Source organism: Pseudomonas imperatae (assembly GCF_057128625.1).
This window is the reverse complement of record NZ_JBSKHP010000034.1, coordinates 1-19,972: the sequence shown is the minus strand read 5'-3', so window position 1 is coordinate 19,972 and position 19,972 is coordinate 1. Positions and strand designations below refer to the sequence as shown.

Below are 19,972 nucleotides of genomic sequence, written 5' to 3'. Positions count from 1 at the left end.
TTTTCGTGCCTTCAGACAGGGTGTAGACTTGGCCGCTTTTTGCGCAATTAGAGAGTCGCAGGAATGAAGCCGTTCGCCTCCCGTTATCTGCTCCTTGCCGCATTTTCGCTCATCTTGGGCGCTTGCCAGAGCCACACGCCAGACGCTGCCGCCCCGGTGCCAGCGACGGATGCGTTTTTGCAACTGCAACAGAACATCGACAGCGGCGAGTTGGCCACCGCCGAGGACCAACTGGGCGCGCTGCAAAAGCAGAGCCCGGACGACCCACGCCTGGAGCCTTACCAGCGCCAGTTGGCCGAGGCCTACCTGCAGCGCAGCCAGATCGTGCTGCAGAAGGGTGACGTCAACGCCGCCGCCACCGCCCTGGCCCGCGCCCGCGCGCTGATGCCAAAGGCCCCGGCCCTGACCGGCGGCGCCAACGGCCCGATCCGCCAGGCGCGCAAGGCGGAGCTGGAGAAAGCCGAGGCCGCCCTGGAGGCAGCCGAAGCCAAGCCTGCGGCCAAGGTCATCGACCCCACGGCGCAGAGCACCCCGGTGGCCCTGAACATCACCGAAAGCCGCGCGCTGCAGCGCCAGCTGGATGACATTGCCACTGACGTGGTGAATTACCAGTGTGACGTATTGGTGGTGGTGCCACGCACCCAGGACTGGCCGTGGTTGCAGACGCTGATCAAGAAGCGCGTGACCCGACTGGCGCCGAACCTTGAGTGGAAGCTGGACCACAAGGTGGTGCGCAACCAGGCTGCGCAGATGGTCCTCACGCCTAGAAAATAACCCGTAGCCGCAAATAATTTGTGGGAGCTGGCTTGCCAGCGAGCTTTAGGCCTCAACAAGTCGCTGGCAAGCCAGCTCCCACATTATTGCAGCTGCTACAGGGTCAGGCAGGAACTGCCTTGGCTTTTGGCTCGCGGTCCCAGACGCGGTGCTTGGCAATGGCGGCAATGAACGCCTTGTGCGCCTTGGCGTCATCCCCCACCAGCAACCCGGCATCCTCATCCAGCTTCAGCGCATCGATAATGGCCTTGGCCTCGCTGTTCACGCCGATCGCCTTCAGGTGCTTGTAGGCCTCCAGCAGGAAATGCAGGGCCACGCCGTCGCCGCTCAGCGCCTGCACCGAAGCCTTGCCGCCCGGCACCCACACCGCATCGAACGCCACCGACGGCAGCCCTTCGGCCGAAGCATCCACCGGCAAGGCCTTGCCATCGGCGGTCGTCACCGGTGCCGAAGTCGGGCCCAGCACCTTGGCGTGGGCACCTTCGGCTTCCAGCGCTTTCTTCACCGCCGCCACCTGCGCGCCATCGACGCCATTGGCCACCAGCACGGCCACCTTGCGGCCCTTGATATCGCCCGCCAGCAGGTTCAGCTGGCTCAGCGCCGGTGAGGCTTTGAGCGACAGCTCGGGGACCTGCACCGTGCCGGCCTTGGGCGCCGGCAGGCCTAGGTTGGCAGCCACGCGGGCGGCCAGGTCGAGGTCGATGTTGGCGAGAATCTCGTTTACTTCGCGGGCGCGGATGTACTCACGCTCCACCTTGCCCAGCTCGAAACTGTAGGCAGCGATCACGTGCTCCTGCTCAGGCTTGCCCAGGCTATGGAAGAACAGCCGCGCCTGGGAAAAGTGGTCGGCGAACGACTCGCTGCGCTGGCGCACCTTGTGCGCTTCGATGCGCTCGGGGTAGCTCTCGAAGCCGCCGTCCTGGGCCGCCGGTGGGGTTTCCCGCGGCCAACCGCCGTCAATGGAGTTGGGCTCGTAGGAGGCGCGCCCCTTGTCGATGGTCACCCGGTGCTGCGCATCACGCTGGCTGCTGTGGTTCGGCGCCACCGGACGGTTGATCGGTATTTCGTGGAAGTTCGGCCCGCCCAGGCGGCTGATCTGCGTGTCGGTGTAGGAAAACAGCCGGCCCTGCAGCAGCGGGTCGTTGGAGAAGTCGATGCCCGGCACGATGTGGCCGGGGCAGAAGGCTACCTGCTCGGTCTCGGCGAAATAGTTGTCCGGGTTGCGGTTGAGCACCATCTTGCCCAGCGGCGTCACCGGCACCAGCTCTTCGGGGATGATCTTGGTGGGGTCGAGCAGGTCGAAGTCGAACTTGTGCTCGTCTTCTTCGGCAACGATCTGCACGCCGAACTCCCACTCGGGGTAGTCGCCCATCTCGATGGTTTCCCACAGGTCACGGCGGTGGAAGTCGGTGTCCTTGCCCGCCAGCTTCTGCGCCTCGTCCCATACCAGCGAACACACGCCGGCCTTGGGCTTCCAGTGGAACTTGACGAAGCTGGCCTTGCCCTCGGCGTTGATCAACCGGAAGGTATGAATGCCGAAGCCTTCCATGGTGCGTAGGCTTTTCGGAATGGCGCGGTCGGACATGGTCCAGATCACCATGTGCGCCGACTCCGGCACCAGCGAGACGAAGTCCCAGAAGGTGTCGTGGGCGGAGCCGCCGGTGGGGATCTCGTTGTGCGGCTCGGGTTTCACCGCGTGGACGAAATCCGGGAACTTGATCGCGTCTTGAATGAAGAACACTGGCATGTTGTTGCCAACCAGGTCGAAATTGCCTTCATCGGTGTAGAACTTGACGGCAAAGCCACGCACGTCACGCACCGTGTCGCCCGAACCGCGAGGGCCCTGCACGGTGGAAAAGCGCACGAACACCGGGGTAATTTTCGCAGGGTCCTGCAGGAAGCCGGCCTTGGTCAACTCGGCATGGTTGCCATAGCTCTGGAAATAGCCATGGGCGCCAGTACCGCGGGCGTGGACGATGCGCTCGGGAATGCGTTCGTGGTCAAAATGCGTGATTTTCTCGCGCATGATGAAGTCTTCCAGCAGCGACGGGCCGCGGGCGCCGGCTTTCAGGGTGTTCTGGTTGTCGCTGACCTTGACCCCCTGGTTGGTGCGCAGGGCCTGCCCGGTGGCGTCGGAGCGGAAGGTTTCCAGGCTGTCGAGCTTGGCGTTGGTGTTGGCGCGGTCCGGGGTGTCGGTACCGGCTGCCTCGCTTTTACCGGAACGGGGTGGGTTCTTTTTCATCTGTCCTAAACTCCTCATCGGCAGCCGCCCTTTGCGGGCGATCCATAGGCGAAAAACCCTGTCACGGGCAGGGATGACCTAGTTAGTGACTGGCCCGTTTTGCCGCCGTTCCTTTTATTTCGCCTGCCTTCCATCGTCTTATCGCCAAATGAAAGGATGTTCAGGAAATAAATGCTAAGTCTCTCTAAACGGACAGGCTAAAATGCGCGACCGGCGAAAACGCTGTCCCCATTCCATGCGCCCCACAAGGTTCGCTACGTGATCGAGTTTCAAAATGTCCACAAGACCTACCGCGTCAACGGTAGGGAAATCCCCGCCCTGCACCCGACCAACCTGAGCGTCGAAAACGGGCAGGTATTCGGCCTGATCGGCCATTCCGGTGCCGGCAAAAGTACCCTGCTGCGCCTGATCAACCGCCTGGAGGCGCCAAGCGGCGGCCGGATCATCGTCGACGGTGAAGACGTCACCGCGTTCGATGCCAACAGCCTGCGCCGCTTCCGCCAGCAGGTCGGGATGATCTTCCAGCACTTCAACCTGCTGGCCTCCAAGACCGTCGCCGACAACGTGGCGCTGCCACTGCGCCTGGCGGGCGAGCTGCCGGCCAGCGAGATCAACAAGCGCGTTGCTGCGCTGCTGGAGCGCGTCGGCCTGTCCGACCACGCCAAGAAGTATCCGGCGCAGCTGTCTGGCGGCCAGAAGCAGCGCGTGGGCATTGCCCGCGCGCTGTCCACCAACCCCAAGGTGCTGCTGTGCGACGAGGCCACCAGTGCCCTCGACCCGCAAACCACGGCGTCGGTGCTGCAACTGCTGGCGGAGATCAACCGCGAGCTGAAGCTGACCATCGTGCTGATCACCCACGAGATGGACGTGATCCGCCGCGTCTGCGACCAGGTGGCCGTGATGGACGCCGGCGTCATCGTCGAGCAAGGCCCGGTGGCCAAGGTGTTCCTGCACCCGCAGCACCCGACCACCAAGCGCTTCGTGCAGGAAGACGAGCAGATCGACGAGAACGAGCAGCGCGACACCTTCGCCCACGTGCCAGGCCGCATCGTGCGCCTGACCTTCCAGGGCGAATCCACCTACGCGCCGCTGCTGGGTACCGTGGCCCGTGAGACAGGCGTGGACTACAGCATTCTCGCCGGCCGCATCGACCGCATCAAAGACACGCCCTACGGGCAGCTGACCCTGGCCATCACCGGTGGCGACATGGACGCTGCCTTCGCCCGCTTCACCTCTGCAGACGTTCATATGGAGGTGCTGCGCTAATGGACTTCCTCAACTATTTCGCCAACGTCGACTGGTCCGAGATTCTCGAAGCCAGCAACGACACCATGGTCATGCTCGGCGCCTCGCTGGTGTTCACCGTGCTGCTGGGCCTGCCCCTGGGCGTGCTGCTGTTCATCTGCGGCCCGCGCCAACTGTTCGAGAACAAGGGCATCTACGCGCTGCTGGCATTCTGCGTGAACGTGCTGCGCTCGCTGCCGTTCATCATCCTGCTGATCGTGCTGATCCCGGTCACCGTGCTGATCACCGGCACCTCGCTGGGCGTCGCCGGCGCGATCCCGCCGCTGGTCATCGGCACCACGCCGTTCTTCGCGCGCCTGGTGGAAACCGCCCTGCGTGAGGTGGACCGCGGCATCATCGAGGCCACCCAGTCCATGGGTGCCACCCCGCGCCAGATCATCATGAACGCGCTGCTGCCCGAGGCCCTGCCGGGTATCATCGCGGCAACGACGGTTACAGCGATTACACTGGTTTCCTACACTGCCATGGCCGGCGTGGTCGGTGCCGGCGGCCTGGGCGACCTGGCCATCCGCTTCGGCTACCAGCGTTTCCAGACTGACGTGATGATTGTCACCGTGGTCATCCTGGTGGTGCTGGTCCAGGTACTGCAGACCATCGGCGACAAGCTGGTGGTGCACTTCTCCCGTAAATGAATCATGTGCCGCGGCCCTGCCGCGGCGCCGAGGGCCCAGGCCTTCGCAAGGAGCTGAAAAATGAAAAAACTGCTGGCGGCCTTTGCCGCCGTGGCCGCCCTGTCGGCCCACGCCAATGACACCCTGAACGTGGCCGCCACCGCGGTGCCCCACGCCGAAATCCTCGAATTCGTGAAGCCGCAACTGGCCAAGGAAGGCGTGGACCTGAACGTGAAAGTGTTCACCGACTACATCCAGCCCAACGTGCAGGTCGCCGAGAAGCGCCTGGACGCGAACTTCTTCCAGCACCAGCCGTACCTGGATGAGTTCAACAAGGGCAAGGGCACCAACCTTGTGGCCGTCACCGGCGTGCACCTGGAGCCCCTGGGCGCCTACTCCAGCAAATGGAAGAAACTGGCCGACCTGCCGGGCGGCGCCAACGTGGTCATCCCCAACGACGCCACCAACGGCGGTCGTGCGCTGTTGCTGCTGCAGAAAGTGGGCCTGATCAAGCTGAAGAACCCGACCGACATCCTGTCCACGCCCAAGGACATCGTCGAGAACAGCAAGGACCTGAAAATCCGCGAACTGGAAGCCGCCACCCTGCCGCGCGTGCTGACCCAGGTCGACCTGGCGCTGATCAACACCAACTATGCGCTGGAAGCCAAGCTGGACCCGTCCAAGGACGCCCTGGCCATCGAAGGCTACGACTCGCCTTACGTGAACATCCTGGTCGCCCGTCCGGACAACAAGGATTCGCCTGCCATGCAAAAACTGGCGGCAGCGCTGCACAGCCCTGAGCTGAAAGCGTTCATCCTCGAGAAGTACAAGGGCGCGGTACAGCCTGCGTTCTAAGCCTCCCTCCTGACGCCGCCTGGCGGCAGCTGCTACAAGAAATCCCGTAGCAGCGGCCGCAGGCCGCGTCACAGGCGCTGCATATTCAATCGCGCTGCACCAGCGCCGGCAGCTGCGCCGCCAGCTTCTGGCCGTTCAACGGCGCGCGAATAAAGCCCCGCTGCGTACCATCCGGCCCCAGCAACGCCAGGTTGCCGCTGTGCTCCACGGTGTAGTTGGGCTTGCTGGTGTCCGCCGGAATGTAGGGAATGCTCAGGCCGTTGGCCAGCTTCTGCAGGCCGCTGCCATCGCCAGTGAAACCGCGGAAATCCTTGTCGAAATAACCCAGGTACTGCTTGAGCTGCTGCGGCGTGTCGCGGTTGGGGTCGACGCTCACCAGGATCACCTGCAGGCGCGCCGCCACGGCCGGCGGCAGTTCGCTTTTCACCTGGCGCAGCTGCGCCAGGGTAGTGGGGCAGATGTCCGGGCAGAAGGTGTAGCCGAAGAACAGCACGCTCCACTTGCCCTTGAGGTTATCCAGCGCCACGGGCTGGCCGTCCTGGTCGGTCATGGTTACCGATGGGACACTGCGGTGCTCGGGCAGCAGGATAATGCCCGCGTCGATGAAGCCGGTGTTGGCGCCTTCGCGGTTGTCTTGCAGCACCCGGTGCACGGTGAGGCCGATGATGACCGCGACGATGGCGGCGAGGATGAAAACGGTTTTCTGGACTCGGGTCATAGGCTCAGCAACAGGTAGTGGTCGACGAGCAGGGCGATGAACAACAGCAACAGGTACCAGATGGAGTACTTGAACAGGCTCATGGCCGCGTGCGGATTGCTGCCACGGTACAGCACCACCGCCCATTGCAGGAAGCGCGCGCCCAGGCCAATGGCGCACAGCAGGTAGAGCAGGCCGCTCATGCGGATCACGTAGGGCAGCAGCGTGGCCACCAGCATCAGCCCGGTGTACAGCAGGATGTGCACCTTGGTGTAGTACACCCCGTGGGTCACCGGCAGCATGGGGATTTCCGCCCGCGCGTATTCATCGCGCCGGTGAATGGCCAGGGCCCAGAAGTGCGGTGGGGTCCAGGCGAAGATGATCAGCACCAGCAGCAGCGGCTCGGCGCTCATGTGCCCGGTGACGGCCACCCAACCCAGCATCGGCGGGGCCGCGCCAGCCAGGCCGCCGATGACGATGTTCTGCGGCGTGGCGCGCTTGAGGAAGCCGGTGTAGATCACCGCATAGCCCAGCAGGGAGGCCAGGGTCAGCCAGGCGCACAAGGGGTTGGTGAACACCAGCAACAGCACCATGCCGCCCAACGCCAGCGCGGCAGCGAACGTCAGCGCCGCCGTGGGCCCCAATCGGCCTTCGGCCACGGGGCGCTTGTGGGTGCGGGCCATGAGCGCGTCGATGCGCCGGTCCACCACGTGGTTGATCACCGCCGCACCGCCGGCACACAGGGCAATGCCCAGGTTGCCGAAAATCAGCACCGTCCATGGCACCCCGCTGCGCGTGGCCAGGAACATGCCGACCAGCGACGTCATCAGCATCAGCACCACTACCCGCGGCTTGGTCAGCTCCAGGTAGTCACGCCAGCCGGCCTGGGCATGCTCGCCCGTTGCCGTACTCATTGGCTTCTCCTCGAATGTCATTTACCCGGCCAGGTCACCGGCAGATGCGGGCGCCATGCCCGACGCTGGGCCACGGCGCGCGGCACGGTGACCCAGCGCAGGCGGTAATTCACAACAATCAGCGTCATCAACAGTATGGCCCCACCTGCGTTATGGGCCACTGCCACGGCCAGGGGCAAATGCAACACCACGTTGCTGATGCCCAGCCCCACCTGCAAGGCCAAGGCCGCCAGCACGCCGACCGACAGTCGGCCCAGCCCTTCGACCCGCAGCCGCCAGGCCAGGCCCAGCAACACCAGGCTCAACACGCAGGCGCCCGCCCGGTGGGTGAGGTGGATGGCGGTGCGTGCCTCGCTGTCCAGGTGGCCACCCAGGTAATTGGGGCCGATGTGCTGGGCCAGGTGGAAGCCGTTGGCGAAGTCGGCGTCGGGCAGCCATTGCCCTTGGCACAGCGGAAAGTCGGTGCAGGCCATGGCCGCGTAGTTGGAGCTGACCCAGCCGCCCAGGGCGATCTGCCCGATCACCAGGCTCAAGCCCAGCAACGCCCAGCGCCGCAGCCGTGGCGACACCGCCGGCAGCGGGGCGAAAGCACCCGACAGCCGCAGGCTGAGCAGCAACAACAGGCTCAAGGTGGCGAAGCCGCCCAGCAGGTGTGAAGTAACCACCTGCGGCCACAGCTTCAACGTCACCGTCCACATGCCGAACGCCGCCTGCGCCACGATCACTCCCAGCAGGGCCAGCGGCAGCCGGTAAGGCTGGCCGTCGCTGCCGTGACGGCGCCAGGCCTGGATGGCCAGCAACCCCACCAGCAGCGCCAGGCTGCCGGCACAGTAGCGGTGCACCATCTCGCTCCAGCCTTTTTCCGCTTCCACCGGGTGTTCCGGGAAGCGCGCCTGGGCGTGGGCCAGTTGCGCATCGGAGCTGGGCACGGCGATGAAGCCGTAGCAGCCCGGCCAGTCCGGGCAGCCCAGCCCGGCATGGGTGAGGCGGGTGTAGGCGCCCAGCAGCACCACCACCAGGGCCAGGGCGGTGGCGAGCAGCGCAAGACGAAAGCCTGGTCGGACCATGGTCGACTCCTAACCGATATTGGACAGTTTCAGCAGTTGGCGCAGGTCGTCGAGCAGGTCCTTGCCGTTGACCTGGGCGCCGTAGCGCAGCACCAGGTTGCCGTGCGGGTCGATGATCCACAGGTACGGCCCAGGCTTGCCGTCGACCAGCGCGGTGTACTTGTCCAGCGCCAGCGGGTAGCGCTGCAAGCGTGGGTAGTCGCGGGCCAGCAGGGCTTCGTAGTCGGCGCTCTGCGGCTGCGGCGCGGCAAGGGCATGGCTGGCGCGCGAGGCGTCACGGCCCAGGCCGATCTGAATCTGCCGCGCCAGGTACACCAGCTGCTGGCAATCGGCGGCGCAGGCACCCGGGCTGGTCACCAGCAGCTGCCAGCGTTTCTCATCGGCCGGCACGCCCAGGTCGGCGCGGCCCTGGCCGTTGGCGATCAGCTCGCCATGGTAGCTGCGGCCCTGGGGCACCCAGAAGTCGAGCTTGTACATGAAGGTCGCCAGCACCATGGGGCCGACGGTGACGATGAAAATCAGCAGCAGCTGCAGGCGCCCGCTGCGGCGCGAGGGCCTTACCTTGGCCTCAGACAGCTCGGGTGGATTCATGGCCGCGCCCATGGCGTTTCTCCTTTTTATTATGGAAGCCGAAGTACAGGTACAGCCCCGCCAGGGTCAGGGACATGGCGAACCACTGCACGGCGTAGCCGATATGCTGCTCGGGCCCCAGCGCCACCACCGGCCAGCCCAGCTGGTAGGTGGCCGGCCCGGGCGTCAGGCGCAGCTCATGGTCATAACCCTCGCGCCCCAGCTCGGCCCACAGTTTGCCGGGGGCCAGTGCGGTCACCAGCCGGGGCCAGGGTTGATTGATGGGGTCGGCGCTCAGTTGATAGGTGGCGCCCGGCGGCACGTACACCCAGGCCTCCAGGTTCAGCACCTGGGCGGGGGTGTCGAAATGCGGCGGGGTGCGGCGGTCCTGCCAGGGCAGCCAGCCGCGGTTGACCAGCAGCCACAGGCCGCTGGCCTGGTCGTGGAACGGCTGCAGCAGTTCCACGCCGACGTGGCCGTCGCGCTGGCGATTGTCGAGGATCAGGCTGTGATCGGCATCGAACTGGCCGCGCAGCAGCACCCGGCGAAACGCCGGCGCATCCAGGCTCGCCAACTGCGTGCTGGTCACGGGCTCCGCCAACCGGTGCTCGGCATCCAGCGCCAGCAGCTGGCGTTTTTCCTCGGCACGCCCCAGCTGCCAGAAGCCCAGGCTGACCAGCGCCGGCAGCAGCGCCAGCACCACCAGGGTGGGCCACAGGCCTGGGCGAAAGCGCCTCGCTATACTTGAATTCATCGCCTGCCCCCTGTGGAGTGCCGCCATGCTCAAAGCCGCGATCGTGCTGATGTTGCTGGCCACGGTGGCCAGCCTGTTCAGCGGCCTGTTCTTTCTGGTCAAGGACGAGGGCCACTCCAACCGCCTGGTCAAGGCGCTGACCATACGCGTGATCCTGGCGGCGCTGACCATCGGCCTGGTGGCGTGGGGCTTCTACAGCGGCCAGCTCACGTCCCAGGCGCCCTGGTAGCCGCCGCTACAGCACGTACACGAAGATAAACAGCCCCACCCACACCACGTCGACGAAGTGCCAGTACCAGCTGGCCGCCTCGAAGCCGAACTGGTGCTCGGCATCGAAATGCCCGCGCAGGATGCGGATCAGCATCACCGTCAGAATCAACGTGCCCATGGTCACGTGGGCGCCGTGGAAACCGGTAAGCATGAAGAATGTCGCGCCGTAGATCCCCGAACCCAGGGTCAGGCCCAGTTCCTGGTAAGCCTCGACGTATTCATGGGCCTGCAGGAACAGGAAGCTCACCCCCAGTAAGATGGTCGCCCCCAGCCACAGCTTCAGCGGGCCGCGGTGCCCGCGTTTCAGCGCGTGGTGGGCAATGGTCACGGTGACGCTGGAGCTGACCAGCAGCACGGTGTTGATCAGCGGCAGGTGCCAGGGGTCGATCACCGCCTTGGGCGGCGGGAACAGCTTGGGGTCGGGGGTGTGCAGCAGTGGCCAGGCGAACTGGAAGTTGGGCCACAGCATGTGGGCGATGCCCTTGGGGCCTTCGCCCCCCAACGCCGGGCCTGCGATGTTGCGCACGTAGAACAGCGCGCCGAAGAACGCCACGAAGAACATCACCTCGGAAAAGATGAACCACGACATGCCCCAGCGGAACGAGCGGTCCAGCTGCGGGCTGTAGAGCCCGGCGCGGCTCTCCTTGATGACCGCGCCAAACCAGCCGAACATCATGTAGGCGATGATCAGCGCGCCGACGAAAAAGATCCACGGCCCGTGGGAATGCTGGTGCGCCGCCTTCAGGTCGTTGAACCAGGTGCCCAGGCCGAACACCGTGGTGAACAGGCCCACCGTGGCAATGATCGGCCACTTGCTCTGCGCCGGGACGTAATAGTGCTCGTGGGTTGCCATGTGCGTGGTCTCCGTTGTTGCAGGTGCCCGCCCTTAGCTGCCGGTCTTGATGGGCGGGTGGCGGGCGGTGATGTCGAAGAGCGTGTAGGCCAGCGTCAGGTGCTTGATGTCCTTGGGCAGGTCACGATCGACAATGAACCGCACCGGCATCTCGATACGCTCGCCGGGGTCCAGTACCTGCTGGGTAAAACAGAAGCACTCGGTCTTGTGGAAATACTGCGCCGCCTCGGAAGGCGCGATGCTGGGCACCGCTTGGGCGCTCATGGCATGGTCGGTGGGGTTGCGCGCCACGAACAGCATCTGCGTGACCGCCCCGGGGTGCACGGTCACCTCCGGCGCCATGGAGTAGAACTCCCAGACCATGTCGGCGTTGTTGGTGGGCAGGAACTGCACGCGCACCTCGCGCGTGGCGTCCACCACCTGGCTGCCCTCGTACTGCCCGGCGGTCTTGCCGTTGATGCCGAACGCCTTGCACATCACGTCGTACAGCGGCACCAGGGCGAAGCCGAAGGCGAACATCAGCGCCACCACCAGCAACAGCCGTGGCACCAGGCGGCGGGTGTTCATTTCACCTCCGGCGGCGTGGTGAAGGTGTGGTAGGGGGCAGGCGATGGAATGGTCCATTCCAGGCCCTCGGCGCCATCCCAGGGTTTGGCCGGGGCAGGGGGGCCGCCGCGGATGGTCTTGATCACGATGAACAGGAAGAAGATCTGCGTGGCGCCAAAGGTGAACGCGCCGATGGACGAGACCATGTTGAAGTTGGCGAACTGCAGGTTGTAGTCCGGCACCCGCCGCGGCATGCCGGCCAGCCCCACGAAGTGCATGGGGAAGAAGGCCATGTTCATGCCGATGAACGACAGCCAGAAGTGCAGCTTGCCCAGGGTTTCGTCATACATGTGCCCGGTCCACTTCGGCAGCCAGTAATACGCCGAGGCAAAAATCCCGAAGATGGCCCCGGGCACCAGCACGTAGTGGAAGTGCGCTACTACGAAGTAGGTGTCCTGGTACTGGAAGTCGGCCGGTGCGATGGCCAGCATCAGCCCGGAAAAACCGCCGATGGTGAACAGGATCACGAAGGCCACGGCGAACAGCATGGGGGTCTCGAAGGTCAGCGAGCCCTGCCACATGGTGCTCACCCAGTTGAACACCTTCACCCCGGTGGGCACGGCGATCAGCATGGTGGCGTACATGAAGAACAGTTCGCCCACCAGCGGGATGCCCACCACGAACATGTGGTGCGCCCACACCAGGAATGACAGGAAGGCGATGCTGGCCGTGGCGTAGACCATGGAGGTGTAGCCGAACAGCGGCTTGCGCGAGAACGCCGGGATGATCGAGCTGATGGCGCCAAAGGCCGGCAGGATCATGATGTAGACCTCGGGGTGGCCGAAGAACCAGAACACGTGCTGGAACAGCACCGGGTCGCCGCCACCAGCGGCGCTGAAAAAGCTGGTGCCGAAGTGGATATCCATCAGCATCATGGTCACGCACCCGGCCAGCACCGGCATCACCGCGATCAGCAGGAACGCCGTGATCAGCCAGGTCCACACGAACAGCGGCATTTTCATCAGGGTCATGCCGGGGGCGCGCAGGTTGAGGATGGTGGCAATGATGTTGATGGCGCCCATGATCGAGCTGATGCCCATCAGGTGGATGGCGAAGATGAAGAAGGTCACGCTGGCCGGCGCATAGGTGGTGGACAGCGGCGCATAGAAGGTCCAGCCGAAGTTGGGGCCGCCGCCAGGCGTGAACAGGGTTGACACCAGCAGCAGGAAGGCCGCCGGCAGCAGCCAGAAACTGAAGTTATTCATGCGCGGCAGGGCCATGTCCGGCGCACCGATCATTAGCGGGATCATCCAGTTGGCCAGGCCGACGAACGCTGGCATCACCGCGCCGAACACCATCACCAGGCCGTGCATGGTGGTCATCTGGTTGAAGAATGCCGGCTCCACGATCTGCAGGCCAGGCTGGAACAGCTCGGCGCGGATGACCATGGCGAACGAACCACCGAGCAGGAACATGCAGAAGCTAAACCACAGGTACAGGGTACCGATGTCCTTGTGGTTGGTGGTCAGCACCCAGCGCATCAGGCCCTTGGCCGGGCCGTGGGCGTGGTCGGCCCCGGCGTGGCCATGATCATCGATCACTGCACTCATGTCCTGTCTCCCTGGGCAAGCACGCTTGCCCGGTTCATTTGGCTTGGGCCTGTTTCAATGCCAGCACGTCCTGGGGCGTGACCATGTCACCCTTGTTGTTGCCCCAGGCGTTGCGCTCGTAGGTCACCACGGCGGCGATATCCACTTCCGAGAGCTGCTTGCCGAAGGCAGCCATGGCGGTGCCCGGCTTGCCGAAGTACACCCGGTTGAGGTGGCCTTCCTTCGGCCCGGTGGCGATAGGCGATCCCTTGAGCGACGGGAACATCGGCGGCAGGCCCTGGCCCTCGGCCTGGTGACAGGCGACGCAGGTGGTGTGGTAGACCTTGTCGCCACGTTCCACCAGTTCCTGCAGGGTCCATTCCTTGCTGGTCAGCTCTTTCAGCTTGGCCGCCTCGGCCTTGCGCTCGCCCATCCAGGTATCGAAGTCGGCCTGGGTCTTGGCTTCCACCACGATGGGCATGAAGCCATGGTCCTTGCCGCACAGTTCGCTGCACTGGCCGCGGTAGATGCCCGGCTTGTCGATGCGCGTCCAGGCCTCGTTGATGAAGCCGGGGATGGCGTCGCGCTTTACCGCGAAGGCCGGCACCCACCAGGAATGGATGACGTCGGCGCCGGTGACCAGGAAGCGGATCTTCTTGCCCACCGGCAGCACCAGCGGGTTGTCCACTTCCAGCAGGTAGTGCTCGTCCTTGGGCGCCTGGTTGTGGATCTGCTCCTGGGGCGTGGCCAGGTTGCTGAAGAATTCCACGTCCTGGCCCAGGTACTTGTAGTGCCACTTCCACTGGTAGCCGGTGATCTGGATGTCCAGGTCGGGCTCGCTGGTGTCGTACATGCGGATGAGGGTGCGGGTGGCCGGAATCGCCATGACCACGAGGATGACCAGCGGTATGACGGTCCAGAGGATTTCCACCTTGGTGCTTTCGTGGAAATGCGCGGCGACCTGGCCGGTGGAGCGGCGGTGGATGACCATCGACCAGAACATCACGCCGAACACCACGATGCCGATGACCACGCAGATCCAGAAGATGGTCATGTGCAGGTCGAAGACCTGGTTGCTGATGTACGTCACGCCGGGGGCCATGTTGGTGGTCCAGGCAGCGTGGGCAGGTGTGAATGTCGACCACAGCGCTAGGCCCATCCAGACATGTGGATGTCGCATCATCGCGGGTTCCCCTTATCGTTCTTGTTCTACCCCAGGCTTTGCAAGCCCACGGCTAAGGGAGCGGCGGTCAAGACTACGAACTTCAACGGCCGGGGCCTTGCTGCGCTTGCAGTCGGGCATCAGGCAACGCGTTACTAAGGCGAGTATAGACAGCACCCCTAGGGGTGCAATGAAAGGCCGGAAATGAAAATTTCCTAGCAGGTGACCACAGGCCGTTATAGCCGTTCCATATAAAGGTTAAATAATTATGACAAATGCGTCTTAGGCGGCGTCAGAACCCAGCTACCCTAGGTCTTCCGTTTGAAATCGTTCCTTCCTGGAGTCTTCATGAACACCGCCGCATTGCGCGAGCAGATCCAACGTGCCCATCAACACGAGGCCGACACCGGCCATCTGACCCAGCAACTGGAAAAACAGCTTCCCCACCTGCACCCCGCCATCCAGCTTCCCGAAGCTGATCGCCAGGGCGTGCTGACCCGGTTCGTCAAGGCCTACATCGACCAGGTCCCTGACATGCTCGACGCCGCAAACGATGTCGCGGTCAAGGCCGGCATCGAGTCGCAGATCAAACCGGTGCTGAAAATCGCCGAACATTACTTCATCCAGCCGCCAAAGGAATTGAACGGACACGAAGGCCTGGACTGCCTGCTGGATGAAGCCTACCTGGCGCACCGCCTGGTGGAAGAGGTGAACGACCTGTACATCAAGCACTTCCAGCAGCCGCTGATTCCGCTGGACACCACCGTGGCCAACCTGATCGCCCACCAGCTGATCGGCGAGGCGTTTGCCAACCAGCTGGACGAGGTGGTGCACCATTCGGTGGACAACATGCTCAACGACGAAAGCTTCGCGCTGGAGTCGGTAGAGCAGTACCGCGACAAGCTGTCGGCCAAGGAAACCGGCGAGGCCTGGAGCCAGTGGCCGTGCCTGTCGCGGCAGTTCGGGCTGGAGCTGGATCTGAATTAAGGCCCCATGACGCGGCCTTGCGGCCGCTGCTACGGGGCTGGGTCAGGCGTTGACGCCAGCACTGGTACGCATCTGCCCCTCGATCCTGCGCTTCAGCCCGCGGCTTTCGATGATCAACCGCGAGCCACTGGCGCGGTTCGCCCGCCCCCAGTCCTCCAGCAGTTCCAGGCAGGAATGGTCGATGTAGCGCAGCCCACCCAGCGGCACATGCACCACGCTACCCGCTGGAATGGTATCGAGCACCTGGGTCAGCGCCGGCACCTTGAGAAAGGTGGCGGCGCCGGTCAGGCGCAGTTCAAGTTCACCGTCGCCGCGCGGCACCAGGTTGATCTTCAACCGCGCTGCCTTCAGCGCCAGCATCAGCAAGGTCAGGGCAAAGCCCAGCAACACGCCGGTCAGCAGGTCGGTGAAGATGATCGCCAAGGCCGTCGCGCCGTAGATGAACATCGGCATCCGCCCATAGCGGCCCAGGCTGCGCAGCGCCTTGAGGTCCACCAGCTTGAAGCCGGTATACACCAGCACGCCCGCCAGGCTGGCCACCGGAATGCTTTGCAGCACGCTGGACAGCGCCACCACGAACGCCAGCAGCCACACGCCATGCAACACTGCCGACAGCCGCGTCTGCGCACCCGCCTGGACGTTGGCCGAGCTGCGCACGATCACCCCGGTCATGGGCAGCGCGCCGACGATGCCGCAGAGCATGTTGCCCACGCCTTGGGCGGACAATTCGCGGTCAAAATCCGAGCGCACGCCGTTGTGCATGCGGTCTACGGCCGCTGCCGACAGCAAGGTCTCGGCGCTGGCGATAAACGCCACGGCGAACGCGGCCACCAGCAGGGTAGGGTCGGCCAGGCTCATCAGGTCCGCAGGGCGCAACCAGTCGATGGCCTCGGCCAGGTTGGCTGGCACCTCCACGCGCTTCACCGCCATGCCCAGCCACAGGCTCACGCCGGTGGCCACGCCAACACCCAGCAACGCCCCCGGCACGAAGCGCAGGCGCTGGGGCCGCAGCTTTTCCCAGGCGAACATGATGGCGATGGTGCCCAGCCCCAGCAGGCCAGCCTGCCAGCCCAGGCCGCCGCCCATGACCGGCAGCGCCTCGGCCACCGCCCCGGGGAAGCCCAGCAGGTTATGCATGCCGGACGGCTGCGGCGTGCGGTCGAGCATCACGTGCACCTGGGACAACACGATCAACACGCCGATACCCGCAAGCATGCCGTATACCACCGCCGGCGCCGTCACCCGAAACCAGCAGCCCAGCTTGAAGCGCCCGGCCAGCAGCTGCAGGAAACCCGCCAGCAACAGGATCGGGCCCAGCATGGCCATGCCGTGCTGGCGCACCAGTTCGAACACCAACACCGCCAGGCCCGCTGCCGGCCCGCTGACCTGCAGGGGCGAGCCCGCCAGGAAACCCACCACCACGCCACCGATGATGCCGGTGATCAACCCTTTCGCTGGCGGCATGCCGGACGCGATGGCGATGCCCATGCACAGTGGCAGCGCCACCAGGAACACCACCACCGACGCCAATAACTCTCGCGGCAATACCGCCTTCAACTGTGTCATGTTCATGACGTTTCTCCTGAAAATAGTGCCTGGGACCCATTCCATGGCCGCTGTCGAAAACCCTGTGGCTTTTTTCGGGCGTGCAGCTGCCCGCAACCGGTCTGGCAGGGCCGGCTGGCACACACATGGTTTTCGATAACGGCAACGGGGCGGACGGCGTACCGAAGTACGCCGTCGTTCAGGCCTCGTTTATCGCAAGGTCGAGCGTTTAGAAGCGCCCTTTGGGCGTTGCGCTCGGTGTCGGCAGGGAGCCGTCCAGAGGGACGAAGCAGTCACGCTCAGCATCGTAGGCTTTGATTTCGCTGGTCTCGATGCTGTAGATCCAGCCATGAATGAACAACTGGCCGGCGGCCATGCGCGAGGCCACCGAGGGGTGGGTGCGCAGGTGTTGCAGCTGGGCAATGACGTTCTCTTCGGTCAGTACCTGCATGCTTTCGGCTTCGGTGGCGCAGTTGCAGTTATCGTGCACCACGGTCTTGGCCACCTCGGCGTGACGCAGCCAGGCCTTCACCGTCGGCATCTTTTCCAGCGTGTGCGGGTTGAGCACGGCGCGCATGGCGCCGCAGTCCGAGTGCCCGCACACGATGATGTGGTGCACGCCCAACGCCATCACGGCGTATTCGATGGCGGTGGAAACACCACCGTTCATCTGCCCGTACGGCGGCACCACGTTGCCCACGTTGCGGGTCACGAACAGGTCACCCGGCGAGCTGTGGGTAATCAGCTCAGGCACGATCCGCGAGTCTGCGCAGGTAATGAACATCGCCCTGGGGGTCTGGGCCGTGGCGAGCTTCTTGAACAGTTCTTCCTGCTGCGGAAACACTTCGTGATGAAAATGCAGGAAGCCATCGACGATGGTCTTCAACGCAGCTTCCGCAGATTCAGCCTCGACGGCCGGCTCGTTCAGGGAAGAGTCCTTGTCGGTCATGATTCGTCCTCGTGAGTCGGTTAAAGGATTTTTCCCATTTTACGGGGTAAAACGTCCTACAAGAAGAAACTATGCAAGGCGTTTGATGCAGCTTAGTGACTATTGGGTCACGTGGGATTCAAGGTAGAGATGAAATCTTAATTCAACCTGAATGGAGGGCTCTGGGGCGGGGGTTTGAAGTGTTTCAGGAAGCTACGAAGTGATGGCAAAACAAAATGGCGCGCGCCTCACAGAGCCCACCATTCATAGCAAGGGCTAAGCGACAGCACGCGCTCGCACCTGAATATCGATCTCTAACTGGGCGCCGCCGAGCATGTTCAGCAGGGCATCGACCGAAAATTTGTCGATTTTTCCCTTCAGAAGGTCATTGAGCCTCGGTTGTGAGATATGCAGCCGGCTGGCAGCTTCCTTTTGCCCGACATTCCAGCCCTGCACCTGATCAGTGATAGCCATCATCAGCTTGGAGCGCACGCGCAGATTCTGCGCCTCCTCAGGTGTGTCACTCAGCGCGTCCCAAACGCTGGAGTAGATTTCATTTTTCATTTGGCCTCCTCAATTTGCAATCAGCGACTTGAACCGGTGGCGTGCGAGATCAATCACACGCGCGGGTGTCTTTTGGCTGGTTTTCTTGAACGCATGCAGCACGTAAATTGCTTCGGGTCGATTCAAGACGTAAAACACTCGGTAAGTCCCATCCTCGCCACTGATCCGAACTTCTTGAACGCCTGGACCAATCGTACTCATTGGCTTCCAATCGAACGGTGGCCGCCCCGATTGCAGCCTTTCCAACTGATACCCGGCATTTCTTCTAACGGCTGGAGGGAAGGCCAACAACTCATCTCTGCTACCTGCTACAAACTCGATCCGTCGAAACGACATTGGGTACCCTTTACCACGAAGTGAATGTTATATCAGTATTGATATACCGTCCACGTTTCACTGGAAACACGCGATGGCACTCAAGTCTTGATAGGGGCGGACCCTAGCGGTTAGCAGCCTTGGCGGGTATCCGACATTCCCCCCCAGTTACAACTTCACAACAACGACATCTGCCCCCCCGGCGGGCAAAACGCCGTGCAATCCAGCGCATACCCCTCGCGCCGCTCCAGCCCATGGCGCTTGATACCTGCCCTGAAGCGCTGCTCCAGCAAGTCGGCGAACACCCCCTCGCCGCGAAAGCGTGCGCCGAAGCGGCTGTCGTACAGTTCGCCGCCGCGGCTCTGGCGGATCAGGCTCAACACATGCTCGGCGCGCTGGGGGTAGTGTTGCTGCAGCCATTCCTCGAACAGCGGGGCCACCTCCAGCGGCAGGCGCACCATGATGTAGCTGGCGGTCAGGGCGCCGGCGGCCTTGGCCTCGCGCAGCAGGCTTTCCAGCTCCATGTCGTTGATCATGGGGATCATCGGCGAGCACAGCACGCCCACCGGGATGCCAGCGTCGCGCATCACGCGAATGGCCCGCAGGCGCGCCTTGGGCGCGGCGGCGCGGGGTTCCAGGGTGCGCTTGAGTTCGTCGTCGAGGGTGGTGAGGCTGATCATTACCGACACCAGATTGAGCTTCGCCAGTTCGCTGAGCAGATCCAGGTCGCGCAGTATCAGCGAGCCCTTGGTGACGATGGTGACAGGGTGGCGGTAGCGCAGTAGCACCTCCAGCACGGCGCGGGTCAGCTTGTGCTCGCGCTCGATGGGCTGGTAGGGGTCGGTGTTGGAGCCCAGGTTGATCGGCGCCACCTTATAGCCGCGCTTGGACAGCTGCTGTTCCAGCAGCGCCGCGGCGTTGGTCTTGGCGATCAGCTTGGTTTCGAAGTCCAGGCCGGGGGACATGTCCCAGTAGGCATGGCTGGGGCGGGCATAGCAGTAGATGCAGCCGTGCTCGCAACCGCGGTAGGGGTTGATGGTGCGGTCGAAGGGCAGGTCGGGGGAGCTGTTGCGGGTGATGATGCTCTTGGCCGTCTCGATGCGCACTTCGGTGCCCTGGGTGACAGGCACTTCCTGATACCAGCCGTCGTCCTCGGCCACCGAGCGGTGGGCGGCGAAGCGGTTGTGCGGGTTGGCGGCGGTGCCGCGGCCGCGTGGGGGCAGGGGCGTGGACATGGACGGGCCTCCGGGCTGTATTTATATACAGTACATCGAGACCCGGGGGTTTGGATAGGGCCGGTAGTCTGGCGGCGTCGGGGACGCGGCCTGCGGCCGCTGCTACGGTGTCTGTAGCAGCAACTGTCTTGAAATGGCGTCGTCTGCATCGCGACTAAAGTCGGCTCCTACACTATTCGTGGTAGGAGC

Annotated in this window: 21 protein-coding genes; 6 read left to right on the top strand and 15 right to left on the bottom strand. The window is 63.8% G+C overall.

Features of this window, described 5'->3' with window-relative positions; all coding sequences use genetic code 11:
- Positions 1-63 precede the first annotated feature (63 nt).
- On the top strand, positions 64-774 hold the full coding sequence (locus tag ACWKWX_RS29145; protein ID WP_416421729.1) for a PA5502 family lipoprotein: 711 nt from the start codon (positions 64-66) through the stop codon (positions 772-774).
- Positions 775-877: 103 nt separating this feature from the next.
- Here the strand turns inward: ACWKWX_RS29145 and katE are convergent, their stop codons facing one another.
- Positions 878-3,016, bottom strand: coding sequence for a catalase HPII (gene katE, locus ACWKWX_RS29140; RefSeq protein ID WP_483829562.1), 2,139 nt, complete (start codon positions 3,014-3,016; stop codon positions 878-880).
- Between the two features lie 258 nt (positions 3,017-3,274).
- Between katE and ACWKWX_RS29135 the strand changes: the two genes are divergently transcribed.
- Genes ACWKWX_RS29135 through ACWKWX_RS29125 form a run of 3 tightly spaced genes read left to right on the top strand, consistent with a single transcriptional unit; the run spans position 3,275 to position 5,787 of the window.
- The gene (locus ACWKWX_RS29135) at positions 3,275-4,282 is read left to right on the top strand and encodes a methionine ABC transporter ATP-binding protein (protein ID WP_416421727.1); all 1,008 of its coding nucleotides are present in this window, start codon (positions 3,275-3,277) and stop codon (positions 4,280-4,282) included.
- The gene (locus ACWKWX_RS29130; protein ID WP_483829561.1) at positions 4,282-4,953 is read left to right on the top strand and encodes a methionine ABC transporter permease; all 672 of its coding nucleotides are present in this window, start codon (positions 4,282-4,284) and stop codon (positions 4,951-4,953) included. Before ACWKWX_RS29135 ends, ACWKWX_RS29130 begins: the two co-directional genes overlap by 1 nt.
- 60 nt (positions 4,954-5,013) lie before the next feature.
- Complete coding sequence (locus tag ACWKWX_RS29125) at positions 5,014-5,787, top strand: MetQ/NlpA family ABC transporter substrate-binding protein (RefSeq protein ID WP_483829560.1); 774 nt, start codon at positions 5,014-5,016, stop codon at positions 5,785-5,787.
- Between the two features lie 85 nt (positions 5,788-5,872).
- Here ACWKWX_RS29125 and ACWKWX_RS29120 read toward each other — a convergent pair whose 3' ends face one another.
- From ACWKWX_RS29120 to ACWKWX_RS29100, 5 genes are read right to left on the bottom strand one after another with little or no spacing between them, the layout of a single operon-like run.
- Entirely contained in the window at positions 5,873-6,505 is a 633-nt protein-coding gene (locus ACWKWX_RS29120) for an SCO family protein (RefSeq protein ID WP_416421724.1), read from the bottom strand.
- Positions 6,502-7,398 (bottom strand): heme o synthase, encoded by an 897-nt coding sequence (gene cyoE / locus ACWKWX_RS29115; protein WP_473005004.1) that lies wholly within the window; start codon positions 7,396-7,398, stop codon positions 6,502-6,504. Before cyoE ends, ACWKWX_RS29120 begins: the two co-directional genes overlap by 4 nt.
- Before the next feature lie 17 nt (positions 7,399-7,415).
- The gene (locus ACWKWX_RS29110; protein WP_483829559.1) at positions 7,416-8,465 is read right to left on the bottom strand and encodes a COX15/CtaA family protein; all 1,050 of its coding nucleotides are present in this window, start codon (positions 8,463-8,465) and stop codon (positions 7,416-7,418) included.
- A 9-nt stretch (positions 8,466-8,474) separates the two neighbouring features.
- On the bottom strand, positions 8,475-9,068 hold the full coding sequence (locus tag ACWKWX_RS29105) for a hypothetical protein (protein WP_416421721.1): 594 nt from the start codon (positions 9,066-9,068) through the stop codon (positions 8,475-8,477).
- Positions 9,034-9,789: an SURF1 family protein gene (locus tag ACWKWX_RS29100; protein WP_483829558.1), complete on the bottom strand. Its 756-nt coding sequence runs from the start codon at positions 9,787-9,789 to the stop codon at positions 9,034-9,036. The genes ACWKWX_RS29105 and ACWKWX_RS29100 overlap by 35 nt, the downstream gene beginning before the upstream one ends.
- A gap of 25 nt (positions 9,790-9,814) precedes the next feature.
- Here ACWKWX_RS29100 and ACWKWX_RS29095 point away from each other — a divergent pair, with 25 nt between their 5' ends.
- A complete protein-coding gene (locus ACWKWX_RS29095; RefSeq protein ID WP_416421719.1) occupies positions 9,815-10,018 on the top strand; it encodes a twin transmembrane helix small protein in 204 nt (67 codons plus the stop codon).
- A 6-nt stretch (positions 10,019-10,024) separates the two neighbouring features.
- Here the strand turns inward: ACWKWX_RS29095 and ACWKWX_RS29090 are convergent, their stop codons facing one another.
- Genes ACWKWX_RS29090 through coxB form a run of 4 tightly spaced genes read right to left on the bottom strand, consistent with a single transcriptional unit; the run spans position 10,025 to position 14,230 of the window.
- Positions 10,025-10,912: a cytochrome c oxidase subunit 3 gene (locus ACWKWX_RS29090; protein WP_416421718.1), complete on the bottom strand. Its 888-nt coding sequence runs from the start codon at positions 10,910-10,912 to the stop codon at positions 10,025-10,027.
- 33 nt (positions 10,913-10,945) lie between these two features.
- Positions 10,946-11,479, bottom strand: coding sequence for a cytochrome c oxidase assembly protein (locus tag ACWKWX_RS29085; protein ID WP_416421717.1), 534 nt, complete (start codon positions 11,477-11,479; stop codon positions 10,946-10,948).
- A complete protein-coding gene (ctaD, locus tag ACWKWX_RS29080; protein WP_483829557.1) occupies positions 11,476-13,068 on the bottom strand; it encodes a cytochrome c oxidase subunit I in 1,593 nt (530 codons plus the stop codon). The genes ACWKWX_RS29085 and ctaD overlap by 4 nt, the downstream gene beginning before the upstream one ends.
- A 34-nt stretch (positions 13,069-13,102) precedes the next feature.
- Positions 13,103-14,230 (bottom strand): cytochrome c oxidase subunit II, encoded by a 1,128-nt coding sequence (coxB, locus tag ACWKWX_RS29075; protein ID WP_416421715.1) that lies wholly within the window; start codon positions 14,228-14,230, stop codon positions 13,103-13,105.
- A 327-nt stretch (positions 14,231-14,557) separates the two neighbouring features.
- On the opposite strand from coxB, the gene ACWKWX_RS29070 reads away from it, so the two are divergent.
- On the top strand, positions 14,558-15,196 hold the full coding sequence (locus ACWKWX_RS29070; protein WP_416421714.1) for a hypothetical protein: 639 nt from the start codon (positions 14,558-14,560) through the stop codon (positions 15,194-15,196).
- Positions 15,197-15,238: 42 nt separating this feature from the next.
- Here the strand turns inward: ACWKWX_RS29070 and ACWKWX_RS29065 are convergent, their stop codons facing one another.
- From ACWKWX_RS29065 to ACWKWX_RS29045, 5 genes are all read right to left on the bottom strand, one after another.
- Positions 15,239-16,768 (bottom strand): SulP family inorganic anion transporter, encoded by a 1,530-nt coding sequence (locus ACWKWX_RS29065; RefSeq protein ID WP_416421713.1) that lies wholly within the window; start codon positions 16,766-16,768, stop codon positions 15,239-15,241.
- Positions 16,769-16,970: 202 nt separating this feature from the next.
- Positions 16,971-17,690, bottom strand: coding sequence for a carbonic anhydrase (locus ACWKWX_RS29060; protein ID WP_416421712.1), 720 nt, complete (start codon positions 17,688-17,690; stop codon positions 16,971-16,973).
- A 255-nt stretch (positions 17,691-17,945) separates the two neighbouring features.
- A complete protein-coding gene (locus tag ACWKWX_RS29055; RefSeq protein WP_483829556.1) occupies positions 17,946-18,233 on the bottom strand; it encodes a helix-turn-helix domain-containing protein in 288 nt (95 codons plus the stop codon).
- 9 nt (positions 18,234-18,242) lie between these two features.
- Complete coding sequence (locus ACWKWX_RS29050; RefSeq protein WP_483829555.1) at positions 18,243-18,569, bottom strand: type II toxin-antitoxin system RelE/ParE family toxin; 327 nt, start codon at positions 18,567-18,569, stop codon at positions 18,243-18,245.
- 155 nt (positions 18,570-18,724) lie between these two features.
- Positions 18,725-19,783: a PA0069 family radical SAM protein gene (locus tag ACWKWX_RS29045; RefSeq protein WP_416421711.1), complete on the bottom strand. Its 1,059-nt coding sequence runs from the start codon at positions 19,781-19,783 to the stop codon at positions 18,725-18,727.
- Positions 19,784-19,972 lie beyond the last annotated feature (189 nt).